General features: G+C 46.0%; 13 protein-coding genes. All 13 read left to right on the top strand.

Going from position 1 to position 15,530, the window contains the following annotated elements:
• Nucleotides 1–85 precede the first annotated feature (85 nt).
• The 13 genes from tig (at nt 86) to hemC (ending at nt 15,527) form a co-directional block, all read left to right on the top strand.
• The gene (tig, locus tag ACH59B_RS19200) at nt 86–1,399 is read left to right on the top strand and encodes a trigger factor (RefSeq protein ID WP_017427409.1); all 1,314 of its coding nucleotides are present in this window, start codon (nt 86–88) and stop codon (nt 1,397–1,399) included.
• A gap of 409 nt (nt 1,400–1,808) precedes the next feature.
• Nucleotides 1,809–2,399, top strand: coding sequence for an ATP-dependent Clp endopeptidase proteolytic subunit ClpP (gene clpP, locus ACH59B_RS19195; RefSeq protein ID WP_016324659.1), 591 nt, complete (start codon nt 1,809–1,811; stop codon nt 2,397–2,399).
• Nucleotides 2,400–2,411: 12 nt separating this feature from the next.
• Complete coding sequence (clpX, locus tag ACH59B_RS19190; protein WP_013372695.1) at nt 2,412–3,668, top strand: ATP-dependent protease ATP-binding subunit ClpX; 1,257 nt, start codon at nt 2,412–2,414, stop codon at nt 3,666–3,668.
• 110 nt (nt 3,669–3,778) lie between these two features.
• On the top strand, nt 3,779–4,897 hold the full coding sequence (gene ispG, locus ACH59B_RS19185; RefSeq protein WP_017427410.1) for a flavodoxin-dependent (E)-4-hydroxy-3-methylbut-2-enyl-diphosphate synthase: 1,119 nt from the start codon (nt 3,779–3,781) through the stop codon (nt 4,895–4,897).
• Nucleotides 4,898–5,114: 217 nt separating this feature from the next.
• Nucleotides 5,115–6,842, top strand: coding sequence for an ATP-dependent protease LonB (gene lonB, locus ACH59B_RS19180; protein ID WP_123797562.1), 1,728 nt, complete (start codon nt 5,115–5,117; stop codon nt 6,840–6,842).
• 110 nt (nt 6,843–6,952) lie between these two features.
• Nucleotides 6,953–9,289, top strand: coding sequence for an endopeptidase La (lon, locus tag ACH59B_RS19175; RefSeq protein ID WP_016818409.1), 2,337 nt, complete (start codon nt 6,953–6,955; stop codon nt 9,287–9,289).
• A gap of 18 nt (nt 9,290–9,307) precedes the next feature.
• Nucleotides 9,308–9,919 (top strand): ribosome biogenesis GTP-binding protein YihA/YsxC, encoded by a 612-nt coding sequence (gene yihA / locus ACH59B_RS19170; RefSeq protein ID WP_013372691.1) that lies wholly within the window; start codon nt 9,308–9,310, stop codon nt 9,917–9,919.
• A 287-nt stretch (nt 9,920–10,206) separates the two neighbouring features.
• On the top strand, nt 10,207–10,794 hold the full coding sequence (locus tag ACH59B_RS19165; RefSeq protein ID WP_039276198.1) for a hypothetical protein: 588 nt from the start codon (nt 10,207–10,209) through the stop codon (nt 10,792–10,794).
• A gap of 265 nt (nt 10,795–11,059) precedes the next feature.
• A complete protein-coding gene (gene speD, locus ACH59B_RS19160; protein WP_025365654.1) occupies nt 11,060–11,458 on the top strand; it encodes an adenosylmethionine decarboxylase in 399 nt (132 codons plus the stop codon).
• Between the two features lie 246 nt (nt 11,459–11,704).
• Nucleotides 11,705–13,099, top strand: coding sequence for a glutamyl-tRNA reductase (gene hemA / locus ACH59B_RS19155; RefSeq protein WP_016818411.1), 1,395 nt, complete (start codon nt 11,705–11,707; stop codon nt 13,097–13,099).
• Between the two features lie 16 nt (nt 13,100–13,115).
• Nucleotides 13,116–13,943, top strand: coding sequence for a cytochrome c biogenesis protein CcsA (gene ccsA, locus ACH59B_RS19150; RefSeq protein WP_039276196.1), 828 nt, complete (start codon nt 13,116–13,118; stop codon nt 13,941–13,943).
• An 8-nt stretch (nt 13,944–13,951) separates the two neighbouring features.
• The gene (locus ACH59B_RS19145; protein ID WP_019688417.1) at nt 13,952–14,599 is read left to right on the top strand and encodes a bifunctional precorrin-2 dehydrogenase/sirohydrochlorin ferrochelatase; all 648 of its coding nucleotides are present in this window, start codon (nt 13,952–13,954) and stop codon (nt 14,597–14,599) included.
• Between the two features lies 1 nt (nt 14,600).
• A complete protein-coding gene (gene hemC, locus ACH59B_RS19140; RefSeq protein ID WP_039276194.1) occupies nt 14,601–15,527 on the top strand; it encodes a hydroxymethylbilane synthase in 927 nt (308 codons plus the stop codon).
• The last annotated feature ends 3 nt before the right edge of the window (nt 15,528–15,530 follow it).

Genomic DNA, 15,530 nt, shown 5'->3' with positions numbered 1-15,530 from the left:
TGTTAGATATACTATAGTGGTTATTTTGTGTGCGTTGATTGTAATGAAAACTAAGTGAAGATTTTGTTGGAGGGGAAAGCATAAAATGAAAGCAACTTGGGAGAAAATAGAGAAGAACCTTGGGGTTCTTGAAGTTGAGGTAGACGCGGATCGTGTAGCCGCTGCACTCGACAAAGCTTTTAATAAAGTGGTTAAACAAGTAAGCGTACCAGGATTCCGTAAAGGTAAAGTGCCACGTCCTATCTTTGAAAAACGTTATGGCATTGAAAGTCTGTACCAGGATGCAATTGACTTCCTGTTGCCAGAAGCATACAGCCAAGCTGTAGAGCAAACAGACATCTTCCCAGTAGATAGCCCAGATGTTGAAATTGATCAATTTGCTAAAGGCGAAACTTTCAAATTCAAAGCAAAAGTTACTGTTAAACCTGAAGTAACTTTGGGCGATTACAAAGGCGTAGAAGTGCCTGTAAGCAAAATCGAAGTAAGCGACGAAGAACTGGCTCAAGAGCTGGAGCGCCTGCAACAACGTCATGCTGAATTGGTTGTCGTTGATGAAGATGCTGCTCAATCCGGCGATACAGCTATCATTGACTTCGACGGTTCCGTAGACGGTGTACAGTTCGAAGGTGGACAAGCTGAGAAGTATTCTCTGGAACTGGGTTCCAATACCTTCATCCCTGGCTTTGAAGATCAAGTGATTGGTTTGCACACTGGTGATTCCAAGGACGTTGAAGTAACGTTCCCTGAGAACTACCATTCTGCTGACCTCGCTGGTAAACAAGCTGTATTTAAAGTGAAAGTTCATGAACTGAAACGCAAAGTTCTTCCTGAATTGGACGATGAATTTGCTAAAGATGTAAGTGAATTTGACACACTTGCTGAATTCAAGGAAGACTTGAAAAAGCAATTGCTGGAACGCAAAGAAAACGAAGCTAAAGCAGCTCGTGAGGGCGCTGTAGTGGAGAAAGTTGCTGAAAATGCAACAATCGACATTCCTGAGGCAATGGTTAAGAGTGAAGTGCAAAACATGGTTCGCGATTTCGACAACCGTCTGCGCAGCCAAGGCATGAATCTTGAAATGTTCCTCGGCTTCTCCGGTCAAAGCAAAGAAGACCTGGAAGAGCAAATGAAAGCTGATGCTGAGAAGCGCGTACGCAACAACCTCGTGCTGGAGCAAGTGGCTAAAGCAGAAAACATCGAAGTTTCCGAAGCGGAAATTAATGAAGAGCTGCAAAACATGGCTGATGCTTACAAACGTTCTGTAGAAGAGATCCGCAGCATTCTGGAAAGTAACGGCTCGTTCGCTAACTTGAAAGAAGAGATCTCACTGCGCAAAACAATCGCTTTGCTGGTTGAAAACAGCAAAGAAGTTGAAGCGCCAGCTGCAGCTGCTGAGTAATTTAAACGATAAAATATACGGTGTATGCTGTAACAGGCTGCAACGTAGTAATTAGATAAGGATAAGGCACGTAGTGAAAGTTACGTGCCTTATTTTTACCTTAGACAATCCAAATTTTAGTCGTTTATGGAAAGCGCTGTGAATGGTGTTTTCTGTTTTACATAAGTCACTACCGTACATTTGCACATACATACGAAACATGGTTAAATATGAGAAGGTCTCGGCAGGACGTCTGTAAATAGCCTGCATTTTATATATGAGCACAGGCAAATATGACACGAGACTCTGAACATGTTAAAATATTTTGTAAGGTGTTCACGTTTCATGATTGCCGCTTCCGTTTTAATGGGACTTAAGGAAGCGGATGAATACAGGTGTTCATTTTAATAAAGAAAAGAGGTTGGTCGTGATGAGTCTCGTCCCTATGGTTGTGGAACAAACGAATCGAGGAGAACGATCTTACGATATTTACTCGCGGTTGCTTAAGGATCGCATCATTTTCCTAAGTGGCCCGATTGATGACGATGTCGCCAATCTCGTCATTGCACAGCTATTGTTCCTTTCTGCGGAAGACCCGGAGAAGGACATTAATTTGTACATTAACTCGCCAGGCGGTTCTGTTACTGCAGGCATGGGTATATATGATACAATGCAATTCATTAAGCCGGATGTATCGACGATTTGTGTAGGTATGGCTGCTAGTATGGGCTCTTTATTGCTCACAGCCGGTGCACCAGGCAAGAGATATGCACTTACCAATAGTGAAGTTATGATTCACCAGCCGCTCGGCGGCATTCAGGGGCAAGCCTCCGACATGCTGATTCATGCGGACTGGATTATCAAAACACGTGCCAAGCTGAATCAAATCTATGTGGAGCGTACAGGTCAGCCCCTCGAAAAAATCGAACGTGATACTGACCGGGATTTCTTCATGGAAGCGGAAGAGGCGAAAGCATACGGTATCATTGACCAGGTGCTGTCTAAACCGATTAATCTGTAAAGGGGTGGCTCTATGTTTAAATTTAATGATGAAAAAGGACAATTAAAATGTTCTTTCTGCGGTAAATCTCAGGATCAGGTTCGCAAGCTTGTTGCCGGACCGGGCGTATATATATGTGACGAATGCATCGAGTTGTGCACGGAAATTGTGGAGGAAGAATTGGGTCATGAAGAAGAAGTAGATCTGAAAGACATTCCAAAACCAATGCAAATCCGTGAAATTCTGGACCAATATGTTATTGGTCAGGATCAAGCGAAAAAATCATTGTCTGTTGCGGTATATAATCACTACAAACGTATTAATACACAAAACAAAATTGATGATGTGGAATTGCAAAAAAGTAACATTCTGATGCTTGGACCTACAGGTTCGGGTAAAACGTTACTTGCGCAAACCATGGCTAAAATTTTGAACGTCCCATTTGCTATCGCAGATGCCACTTCCCTTACGGAAGCGGGTTATGTGGGTGAAGACGTTGAAAACATTTTGCTGAAACTGATTCAAGCTGCCGATTATGATGTAGAAAAAGCCGAGCGCGGCATTATCTACATTGACGAAATTGATAAAGTAGCCCGCAAATCCGAAAACCCGTCCATTACGCGTGACGTATCGGGTGAAGGTGTACAGCAAGCGTTGCTTAAAATTTTGGAAGGCACAGTTGCTTCTGTACCTCCGCAAGGTGGTCGCAAGCATCCACATCAAGAATTCATTCAAATTGATACCACGAATATCCTGTTCATTTGCGGTGGTGCCTTTGATGGTCTGGAGCAAATGATCAAACGTCGTATCGGTAAGAAGGTCATCGGCTTTAACGCGACTAGTGAACAAAAAGATCTAAAACCAGGCGAATATACCTCCATGGTATTGCCAGAGGATCTGCTGAAATTCGGTCTGATTCCGGAATTCGTAGGACGTTTGCCAGTTATTTCTACGCTGGAGCCGCTTGATGAGAAGACATTGGTTCGTATTTTGTCTGAACCAAAAAATGCCTTGACCAAGCAATATCAGAAGATGCTGGAACTGGACAATGTGCAGCTGGAGTTTAAGCAAGATGCTCTGGAAGCCATTGCTCGTGAGGCGATCAAGCGTAACACGGGTGCCCGTGGCCTTCGTGCAATCATCGAAGGTATTATGCTCGACGTTATGTACGAAGTTCCTTCCCGTGATGATGTGACGACTTGCGTCATCAACGAGCAGGTAGTAAAAGACAAAATCGCACCGGAACTCGGTGGTACAGATAAGGATAAAAAACAAGAAGAGAGCGCCTAAGGATTGATACTTCGCGATCTCTACAATATGAGAAGCCCGATCTCCACTTCACTAAACCCGTATGAGGTTTTATGGGGTGGAGGTTTGGCGTTAATGGGAGAGAAAAGTACATGTTCTTAAGACAAGACACACGTCCCGTTAAAGTCGGGAATCTGACGATTGGCGGCAGCAATGAAGTCATCATCCAAAGCATGTGTACAACCAAAACGGCAGATGTGGAAGCTACAGTAGCTGAGATTCTACGCTTGGAAGAAGCCGGATGTCAGATAGTGCGGGTTACCGTCAACAATGAGGAAGCTGCCGCAGCTATTAAGGAAATTAAGAAGCGGATTCATATTCCGCTGGTTGCAGATATTCACTTTAATCACAAGCTGGCTCTACTGGCGATTGAAAATGGGATTGACAAGGTTCGTATTAACCCAGGGAACATTGGACGACGTGAAAAAGTGGAAGCAGTCGTTAAGGCGTGTAAAGAAAAAGGGATTCCGATTCGGATTGGTGTGAACGCCGGATCATTGGAACAGCATTTACTGGATAAGTATGGCTACCCGACGCCAGAAGCGATGGTAGAAAGTGCACTGTACCATATCGGGATACTCGAAGAGCTTGATTTCCATGATATTATCGTATCACTGAAGGCTTCTGACGTTCCAATGGCGATTGCGGCTTACACGAAGGCAGCTGAAATTATTAAGTATCCCCTCCATTTGGGCATCACCGAAGCCGGTACACTCTTTACTGGAACGGTTAAAAGCGCAGCGGGTATGGGAGCACTGTTGGCAGCTGGTATCGGATCCACCATGCGTATCTCGCTAAGTGCCGATCCAGTCGAAGAAGTGAAGGTAGCACGGGAGTTGCTCAAAACGTTTGGGTTGATCACGAATGCAGCTACATTGATTTCTTGTCCGACTTGCGGGCGTCTGGATATTGATCTGTTCTCTATTGCGAACGAAGTAGAGGATTACATTGCAAAACTCAAGGTGCCGATTAAAGTATCCGTACTGGGGTGTGCAGTTAACGGTCCGGGTGAAGCGAAGGAAGCTGATATCGGAATTGCCGGAGCACGTGGAGAAGGTCTATTGTTCCGTTATGGAAAGATGATTCGTAAAGTCCCTGAGGCTGAAATGGTTGACGAATTGAAAAAAGAAATTGATATCATCGTCAAGGCTTATGAGGAAACAGGTAAAATACCGGGACGTGAAGAGCGTCACACTGCCGAGAAGGTGTAGGCAAAAGCGGTTATTTTAAAACAGGTATAATCATAAACTATGGTCATTGTATAAGCGCCGTGGAGAGCAGCTCTGCTACAGAACTGTTTTTCGCGGCGTTTTTGTATTTCTCTCTGATCTTTTGAAAGACAGCCGTTTAGCTCTCGTGGAAAAGGAAATACTGTCTTTCATAGAACAGCATTTTCAAATTGCTGAGATGAGAAACGGAGGAAATACGATGGACTTGACTATGATATTGTTATTGGTGCAAATGTTTTTCGGGATTGTCATTGGTCTGTATTTCTGGAATCTTCTGCGGAGCCAGAAAACGAACCGTAGTGCGGTGGATCGGGAATCTAGGAAGGAATTGGATAAGTTGCGCAAATTGCGCTCTATTTCACTTACTAAGCCGCTGGCTGAACGCACGCGACCTGCCACGTTACAGGATATCGTCGGTCAGAAGGACGGTCTGCGAGCGCTCAAAGCGGCGTTATGCAGTGCAAATCCGCAGCATGTCATTATTTATGGCCCTCCTGGTGTAGGGAAAACGGCTGCAGCACGTGTGGTACTGGAAGAGGCTAAGAAGAATCAGTCCTCCCCGTTCAAGGGGGATGCTAAATTCACGGAGATTGATGCCACAACGGCCCGTTTTGACGAACGTGGTATTGCGGACCCGTTAATTGGTTCAGTACATGATCCAATCTATCAAGGGGCAGGAGCGATGGGTGTAGCGGGTATCCCTCAACCTAAACCCGGAGCTGTAACGAAGGCTCATGGAGGGATGCTGTTCATTGATGAGATTGGCGAGCTGCATCCAACGCAGATGAATAAGCTGTTGAAAGTGCTGGAGGATCGGAAGGTATTTTTGGAAAGTGCATATTACAATTCAGAAGACTCGCATACGCCTGCTTACATTCACGATATTTTCCAAAATGGTTTGCCTGCGGATTTCCGTTTGGTAGGTGCGACGACCCGTTCGCCGCATGAGCTGCCACCTGCTATTCGATCCCGGTGTATGGAAATTTATTTCCGTGCCTTGCAACCTCAGGAGATTGCTCGTATTGCTGAAGATGCTGTACACAAGTTGGGCTTTGGTCCTTGTCCAGAGGCAGTCGAGGTTGTACAGCGTTACGCGACCAACGGCCGGGAGGCAGTCAATATGATCCAGCTTGCTGCTGGTTTGGCGCTTACCGAGAAAAGGGAACGACTCGATGCTTCGGATGTAGAGTGGGTAGCGGGTAGCAGCCAAATTCAACCCCGTCCTGATCGAAAAATACCGGGCTTGCCACAAATTGGATTCGTTAACGGATTAGCTGTATACGGTCCGAACATGGGCATGCTGCTGGAAATTGAGGTTACTGCGGTTCCGGTTCCTGAAGGAAATGGAAGCTATAATATTACGGGTGTTGTGGATGAAGAAGAAATCGGAGGTAACTCCCGTACACTGCGTCGTAAGAGCATGGCTAAAGGCTCTGTGGAAAATGTTCTGACTGTTTTGCGTACGCTCGGTTTGTCTCCGTCCAATTACGATCTGCATATCAATTTTCCAGGGGGGACGCCAGTAGATGGTCCGTCGGCAGGGATTGCGATGGCGACAGCTATTGCCTCCGCGATGCGGGGAATTCCGGTGGATCATGAGATTGCCATGACTGGCGAGATTAGCATCCATGGTCGAGTCAAGCCGATTGGCGGCGTATTAGCCAAGGTCGAAGCTGCTTTTCAGGCTGGTGCCAAAAAAGTGATCATTCCGCAGGATAACTGGCAAGCTCTATTTGACAGCATTGAGGGACTAAAAGTCATCCCTGTACAGTCGGTTACCGAAGTGTTCCGTCATGTGTTTGGAGAAGAGATGACCACGGATGCGCCTGTACATGCGCCAATTGAGACTTTTCGCCCATCTCAATCCTCCTTGTTACAGGCGGATGGAACACATAATGGGACGATTTCAGATACAGGATCTTGCTAATGAACTAGTCTTTCATTGGTTTTTTTATAAAACATTTGATAAAATATGAAAGATAGCAACGTGAGGATTGTAAAATCCGGAACCTGAGAATCACTGGAGGTGCGAAAGCGATGGGACCCACCAAGACAAAAGGTCGTCGTTTTCCTTTGCTGCCTTTAAGAGGACTTCTGGTTTACCCGAGCATGGTTCTGCATCTCGATGTGGGCCGGGAAAAATCGGTCAAGGCTTTGGAAAAAGCGATGGTTGAAGACAATTTGATTCTCCTGTGTTCTCAATCAGAAGTTAATATTGAAGAACCCACACAAGAGGATATTTTTCGAGTCGGCACGGTAGCCAAAGTACGCCAAATGCTCAAGCTTCCCAACGGAACCATTCGAGTATTGGTGGAAGGGCTGGAACGCGCTGAGATTATTCAATATACGGACAATGAAGAATATTATGAGGTAATGGCGAAGGAACTGCACGAGGCAGAAAACGTACAGCCTGAAACGGATGCGCTTATGCGCACTGTATTAACTCAGTTCGAGCATTATATCAATTTGTCCAAAAAGGTAACACCGGAGACTCTCGCTGCGGTATCTGATATTGAGGAGCCAGGGCGACTGGCTGATGTAATCACAAGCCATTTGACGCTCAAAATTAAGGAAAAGCAGGATATATTGGAGACGATCGACGTAACTCAGCGTCTGGAGAAGCTCCTAGATATTTTGAACAATGAACGTGAAGTGCTGGAACTGGAACGTAAAATCAACCAGCGTGTGAAAAAGCAGATGGAAAAGACGCAGAAGGAGTATTATCTGCGTGAACAAATGAAGGCGATTCAGAAGGAACTTGGTGAGAAGGAAGGTCGCGCAGGAGAAGTTGAAGAACTACGCAACCAGCTAAGTGAACGAGAGTTGCCTGTTCCGGTGAAAGAGAAGGTCGAAAAGGAAATTGACCGTCTGGAAAAAATGCCAGCAAGCTCTGCCGAGGGTGGTGTCATCCGCAATTACGTCGATTGGCTGTTAAGCTTGCCGTGGAACAAGTTCACCGATGATGATCTTGATATCGTCAAAGCAGAAGAAATACTCGATAACGACCACTATGGGCTGGATAAGCCCAAGGAGCGGGTGTTGGAGTATTTGGCCGTGCGCAAACTGGTGAAGACCATTAAGGGACCCATTCTGTGTCTCGTAGGTCCGCCAGGGGTCGGCAAGACCTCACTGGCTCGCTCGATTGCCAAATCCATGGGCCGGGAATTTGTCCGCATCTCTCTCGGTGGTGTGCGCGATGAAGCAGAAATCCGTGGTCACCGCCGGACCTATGTTGGCGCGATGCCGGGGCGGATTATTCAGGGAATGAAGACCGCAGGAACATCTAATCCAGTCTTTTTGCTGGATGAGATTGATAAAATGGCCTCCGATTTCCGAGGCGATCCATCGGCGGCGTTGCTCGAAGTGCTTGATCCTGAGCAAAACAACACGTTCAGTGACCATTTTGTTGAGTTGCCGTTTGATCTGTCCAACGTGATGTTTGTTACGACAGCCAATGCTGCACATAATATCCCACGTCCGCTGATGGATCGTATGGAGACGCTCTATATTCCCGGCTACACCGAACTGGAGAAGCTGGAAATCGCCAATCGATATCTATTGCCTAAGCAGAAGAGAGAGCATGGCTTGGGAGAGGAACAATTGGTTATTGGGGAGGATACGCTGCTGCGTGTCATTCGCGAATATACCCGTGAATCCGGTGTGCGGAATCTTGAACAGCAAATGGCTTCTCTGTGTCGCAAGGCAGCGAAGTCAGTTGTTTCCGGTGGTGAAGGACCGATTCAAATCACACCGGATAATTTGAAAGATTATTTGGGTATCGCCAAATTCCGTTACGGTGTAGCAGAACTGGAGGATCAGATCGGTACGGTTACAGGCTTGGCATGGACCGAGGTCGGTGGTGAAACACTGATGATTGAAGTGACGGTCGTGCCTGGTAGCGGGAAACTGATTCTTACGGGTAAACTGGGAGACGTTATGAAAGAATCCGCGCAGGCGGCATTCAGCTACACTCGTTCCAAGGCAGTCGATCTGGGCATTGAACTGGACTTCTATGAGAAAAATGATATCCACATTCATATTCCTGAGGGAGCGATACCAAAGGATGGCCCATCTGCCGGAATTACGATTGCTACCGCATTAATTTCCGCTTTAACCAACCGTCATGTATCCAAGGATGTAGCGATGACGGGCGAAATTACCTTGCGCGGTCGCGTATTGCCGATTGGCGGTTTGAAAGAAAAGTCGCTGGCTGCCCATCGGGCAGGCTACAAAAAAATTCTGCTTCCCAAAGATAATGAACGGGATTTGAAGGATATTCCCGACAGTATCCGGCAGGATGTTGAATTTGTCCCCGTTGCCCATATGGATCAGGTGTTAAAGCATGCTTTGGTTGAGCAGGCAAGGGTACATTAGAGAGGAATTAAAGACACAATGAAAGTAACAAAAGCAGAATTTATAATCAGTGCGGTTGGCCCGGATCAGTTTCCTGTGGACGCTTTGCCAGAGATTGCTCTGGCGGGGCGCTCCAATGTTGGAAAATCATCACTGATTAATCGGATGATTAACCGTAAAAATTTGGCGCGTACCAGTTCTACGCCAGGTAAAACCCAGCAACTCAATTATTACCGGATCAATGATGAGCTCTATTTTGTGGATTTTCCCGGTTACGGTTATGCTAAGGTATCCAAAACGTCTCGCAAGGCTTGGGGGCAGATGATTGAGTCTTATTTGCTGGAACGTGAGCCGCTTAAACTGGTGCTTCAAATGGTAGATTTGCGCCACCCACCGTCCAAGGATGATATCATGATGTACGACTGGTTGCGTCATAATGGGCTTCCGGTCTGTGTTGTAGGCACAAAAGCAGATAAAATCCCTAAAACACGGCGAGAAAAGCACTATAAGGTAATCAAGCAGGAACTCGGAATACTTCCCGGGGGTTTGTTTATCCCCTTTTCATCCGAAGAAGGCATGGGCAAGGAAGAGCTGTGGTCGGTCATCTCCAGCTATATCGAGAATGACGACGAAGAGCAGACGGAATTGTAAGGTTAGGGGCGTCCTGAAGGACGCCTTTTTTTCGTGATGTTGGATTAAAAACATTAAACTCATTAAATGGGTAGGAATAATATATAATAAACAAAGGAAATCGTGGGATTTAAGCATAAAAGTGAGCATATGGTGGATAATGCAGCTGCGACTCCGTTATTTTCCGTTTATTTCCGATGAATGCCGGATATTTATGATTTGATGCGCAAGAAAGCGCTGCGGGTCTGATGTATAATAAAGCATAAAGCTTACACTACAGGTTTGAGGAAAGAATTGAGGAGATTGGTATGGCACAGCGGTTAGCCACAGAGTATGTAAAAACCACTTTGACCTTGTCAGAAACCCAAATGGACGAATTTTTACAGGCAGTGAATGATCCTCAGGTGCATTACCGCATTAAGGTTCTGGATAACGGAAGACAGGAAATCGTTCTGGAGCATATTGCAGGTGAGGAAGTTCATTTATTTTTTGAAGCCAAAGAGGGAGCGTTTGTCTGTGAATTAACTTGCCGCTTAGTTCATCCACAGCTAACCCTGTTTATACGCCAACTATTTGTTCGTTTTAAGGGTGAAGGTATTGTTTACCGCATGTATCAAGGATTCACTATGGTGTATTTTTATAATGAAGGTGCGGTTCGCAGAATTATGGAAAAGAATGCAGAAGGCTCCAGGCTGGTGTTTGAATATAGAAATACAGTGCAAGAGCTGCAACAGCTTTTTCAACATCAGAACGTCGAAAAGGAAATAGCAGATGTATACAATCTCATTAATTCGTTACTTGATGAGCGGAATCTGGCGCGTACTTTCTCTGAGCTGGAACAGATTGACCACAAGCTTCGGATGAGTTGCTCCAAATTATTTGCCCTGGAAGCTTAAGAGGCTGAATATATGGAATGAATTGTTATACAGTGTAGTCCCTTTCTTTACCGAAAGGGGCTTTTTTATTCCAAAAAAATGATTGCATTTGCTGCACATAGATGTTATTTTTAATCTCGTTGAAAATGAATATAGGAACCAGGATTCACTCAGGACATTGAATGTTGCGAGAGGTTATCCCTCGGGAAGTGAATGACGTAGGTCCTAGCGGATGAAATTTTTTTCAAACATTTTATTCCTAGGAAGGGGGAACCGAAAGATGGAATTGGAATACTCAACTTTCGGAAGACACGTTGCCGTAGATACTTGGGGTGTTGAGTTTGAATTACTGAATGATGCGCAGTTTCTGGAGGCTCAATTAGTTGAAGCTGCTGAAGCTTGCGGAGCAACGGTGATGTCCGTTCAATCCAAGCAATTCGAACCACAGGGAGCTACCGTGCTTGTACTGTTGTCGGAGAGTCATCTCTCTATTCATACGTATCCTGAGAGAGGGTTTGCCGCTATTGATTGTTATACTTGCGGTGAGACTGTTGATCCGCAGTTAGCTATTGATTACCTGGTATCCGTTCTAAAACCGAAAAAAACATATGCGAAGAAGCTGATTCGCGGCTTGGGAGAACTTCAGGTGGAATCCCCGGAGTGCAAGCTGGCTGAGTTGGTGTAAATCTCCTTTATGGAGCCGTGTGCGTCCTATATCATAACCATGGAACATTTCCATGGTTATTTGTTTTAAAAGTGGTTTACACTAAACTAAATCATACAGAACGTGCTTGATGTTTATGAAAGCCATCCAATTTTCATAAACAATTCATAAAACAGCCGAAGGGGATTCGGACTTCTGTGATATAATTAACATAGTTTATGATAACAGTGAGTATTCTTATTACAGTTTAGGCAGGTGAATTTTACAATGCACATCGTCGTTGTTGGGTTGAATTATCGTACGGCGCCTGTGGAAGTCAGAGAACGGTTTACATTTGCAGAACAGGATTTGCCAAAAGCGCTGGAACAACTCAAACTTACCAAAAGTGTGTTGGAGGGCGTAGTTGTCGCAACCTGCAATCGGACTGAAATATATGTTGTGGTGGACCGCCTTCACATGTGCGGTTATTTTATACGCAGTTTTATGGAACAATGGTTTGGTATTCCTCGTGATCAGTTTACACAACATTTATATATATATGAGGACGAGCAGGCAATTCGGCATTTGTTCCGTGTGACTTGTGGTCTGGATTCTATGGTCATCGGAGAAACACAAATTTTGGGACAGGTAAAGAATGCTTTTCTTCAGGCTCAATCTCAAAAAATTACAGCAACGTGGTTTAATATGTTGTTTAAGCAGGCCGTCACATTGGGCAAGCGTGCCCATTCGGAGACGTCTATTGGAGAAAGCGCCGTATCTGTTAGCTATGCAGCCGTTGAGCTGGGCAAACGGATTTTCGGGATGTTTACGGATAAAAAGGTACTGATCCTCGGTGCCGGTAAAATGAGCGAGCTTACCGTTAAGCATTTGTACAGCGGCGGAGCTGCCGAGGTTATTGTAGCAAATCGAACTTTGTCCCGCGCCGAGGATCTGGCCTCCAAGTTTAACGGAACGCCAGTTACGATGGAGGAAGGCATGAATCGGTTGGCGGATGTGGATATTGTGATTAGCTCGACTGGTGCTCAGGGGTATATTCTGGATCGCAATCGTGTCGAAGCCAGTATGAAACGTCGTCAGTCTCGTCCTTTGTTTATGATTGATATCGCGGTTCCACGCGATTTGGACCCGGCTATTGGCGAATTGCAGAATGTTTTCCTATATGACATTGATGATCTGGAAGGGATCGTGGAGAGCAATCTGGAAATGCGTCGTACTGAAGCTGCAAAAATCGAGCATATGATTGAAGATGAGCTTAGCGAGTTTTATCAATGGTTGAAAACGATGGGAGTGCGTCCGGTGATTCGTGCATTACAGGAAAAATCGGAGTCTATACATCAGGATACGCTGGAAAGCTTGTATAACAAGCTTCCCGAGCTGGATGAACGGCAGCGTAAAGTGATAAGCCGTTTGACGAAGAGTATGCTGAATCAGATGATGCATGATCCGATCAATCGGGTTAAGGAACTGGCTGTCCAAAAGCAGGGAAATGAGGCGCTAGACATGTTTAGCCACATTTTTGCTCTGGAGGATCGTTTGGAGGACGCCGCTCAGAAAGTAGATAAAAGCGATGCATCTGCGTTAATAAAACCGGAGGCTGGTGTTCATGGAAAAACCGGTCAGGCTCAGGCTTTGCCAGCGTCGTTTGCGCCGGCCAGCCTGTAAAGGTGGGTGAACAGACGTGGCCTCAGGCATGCTTATATATGATTCAATGATTTATGTTTTTGCCCTGAGCCTTCTGTTTGTATTTTCGGATGGAATTCGTCGCAATGCGAATGCTAAACGGACAGGTACAGGGCTTCTTATTGTCGTTGTAATGCTCCAGCTTGTTTTTATGGGAATGCGAACCTGGAATGAAGGGCATCTTCCTATTTTTGTGACCTACGACTTTCTGTTTCTGTTCTCATTTATCCTGGTACTGATTTCTTTGATTCTGTCACGTTATCAGCGATCGGAATTTGCGGTGTTGCTGCTTAATATCATTAGTTTTGCTGTTCTTGTGCTCAACAATATATGGATGGAGCCGATCGACAACCCGCTTGGAAATTGGCATACCGTACATGGGCTGCTTCTGATTCATATTGCGCTGGCTAATCTTGGCTTTGTCGCGATGACGGTAGCGGCTGTATTTTCGGGGTTGTATCTGTTTTTGCATCGTAAATTGAAAGTCAAGAAATGGAATGACACGATCAAGCGCCTGCCGAGTCTGGAAATGATGGATCGGTATACACATATGGCGCTTTTAATTGGTACTCCTTTGCTGGGAGTTTCTATTGTTGTTGCTGTTATTTCTATTATTGCCGAGGAACGCTGGCGTCTTTTGCTAGATACCAAAGTGCTGATGACAGCGATTGCCTTATGCGTGTATATTGTATTTTTAGTGAGCAAAAGATTGAACCAGCGTTCTGGCCTGGTCATGGCAAAGTGGTCTTTGGTTGGCTACACGCTGCTAGTTCTTAATTTTTTGCTGAATTCCTGGTCTGTATTTCATCAGTGGACGGGGGAGTGAAAAGCCATTTGCAGCATTTTGTCCCGATTTCGTTGAATTGTAACAATAAGCTCTGTTGTGTTGTAGGCGGCGGCAGGATTGCGGAACGAAAGGTTAAGGGGGTGATGGAAAGTGGGGCATCCATTACCGTCATTAGCCCGAATATAACGCCGGATTTGCAGATCCTGGCCGATCACAAGCAGCTCCACTGGGTAAATCGCGTATATCGCGAGGGTGACCTCCAGGGAGCCTTTCTTGTATATGCTGCTACGAACCAGAGAGAAGTGAATAATAAGGTTGCGCATGAGGCCAGACAAAGGGGTATACTGGTAAATGTGGCGGATCGCTCGGAAGAGGGAGATTTTATAACGCCGGGCATCATCCGACGAGGGAGACTGACGATTAGTATTTCCACCGAAGGGGCAGGCCCCGCTGTGACTGCTGATATTACATCAGCCTTGGATACGTTGTTCGGTAGCGAATACGAGCCTTATCTGGATTTCATGCACGATATGCGACAGGTCATCAAACGCAAGATAAGTTCCCCACAGCAAAGGACCAAACTATTAAGACGCTTGGCGAGTAGCGGAATTTTGGAACAGATACGACGTCATGAATTTATGGCTTGGACCGAAAAAGAAATAGATCTATGGATTGCGCAAAATCAGGAGGAATAACATGCGAACAATTGTGGTAGGCAGCAGACAGAGCGCTCTTGCGTTAACTCAGACCGGGCATGTCATTGAGGATTTGAATGCACTGTGCGCGGAGCATGGATTGGATTTACAATTTGTCGTGAAGAAAATCCTGACCAAGGGTGATCGAATATTGGATGTAACCTTGTCCAAAGTGGGTGGCAAAGGACTTTTTGTCAAAGAGATTGAACAGGCCATGCTGGCTGGTGAGATTGATATGGCAGTACATAGTATGAAGGATATGCCGTCCGAATTGCCGGAAGGTCTTGTCAATGGCGCTGTACCGCGCCGTGAGGACCCACGCGATTGCCTAATTACATTGGGCGCCAAGAGTCTGGAGGATTTGCCTTTAGGAGCCAAGGTGGGCACAAGCAGCTTGCGCAGAGCCAGTCAAATCAAGTCCATGCGACCTGATCTACAATTAGAGCCAGTACGTGGCAATATTGATTCCCGTCTGAAAAAGCTGGAGACGGAAGGTTTTGACGCCATCATTTTGGCAGCAGCAGGTTTGCACCGGATGGGCTGGAAAGACCGCATTACGTCCTATATACCAGAGGAGGCATGCTTACCGGCAGTAGGACAGGGAGCGCTCGGTATTGAATGCCGTGCGAGCGATGATGAGCTATTGGCATTGTTGAAACTCTACAACCACCAGGATACCTCGGCTACGGTTGCGGCTGAGCGAACCTTTCTGGGTGTGTTAAATGGGGGATGCCAAGTGCCAATCGGAGCTCATGCGGTTTGGGCTGGTCAAGAAATCAGCCTCACAGGGATGGTAGGTTCGCCAGATGGCGAGGTTATTTTGAAGGAAACGCTCCAGGGAAATGATCCGCAGAAGCTGGGAGAAGCGGTGGCGGCCAGTTTGATAGCCAAAGGAGCGGAACAGATTCTGGCGCAGGTGAGGGGATAGTGG

Source organism: Paenibacillus sp. DP01 (assembly GCF_044784315.1).
Taxonomy (GTDB): Bacteria; Bacillota; Bacilli; order Paenibacillales; family Paenibacillaceae; genus Paenibacillus; species Paenibacillus polymyxa.
This window is presented reverse-complemented; position numbering and strand designations above follow the sequence as displayed.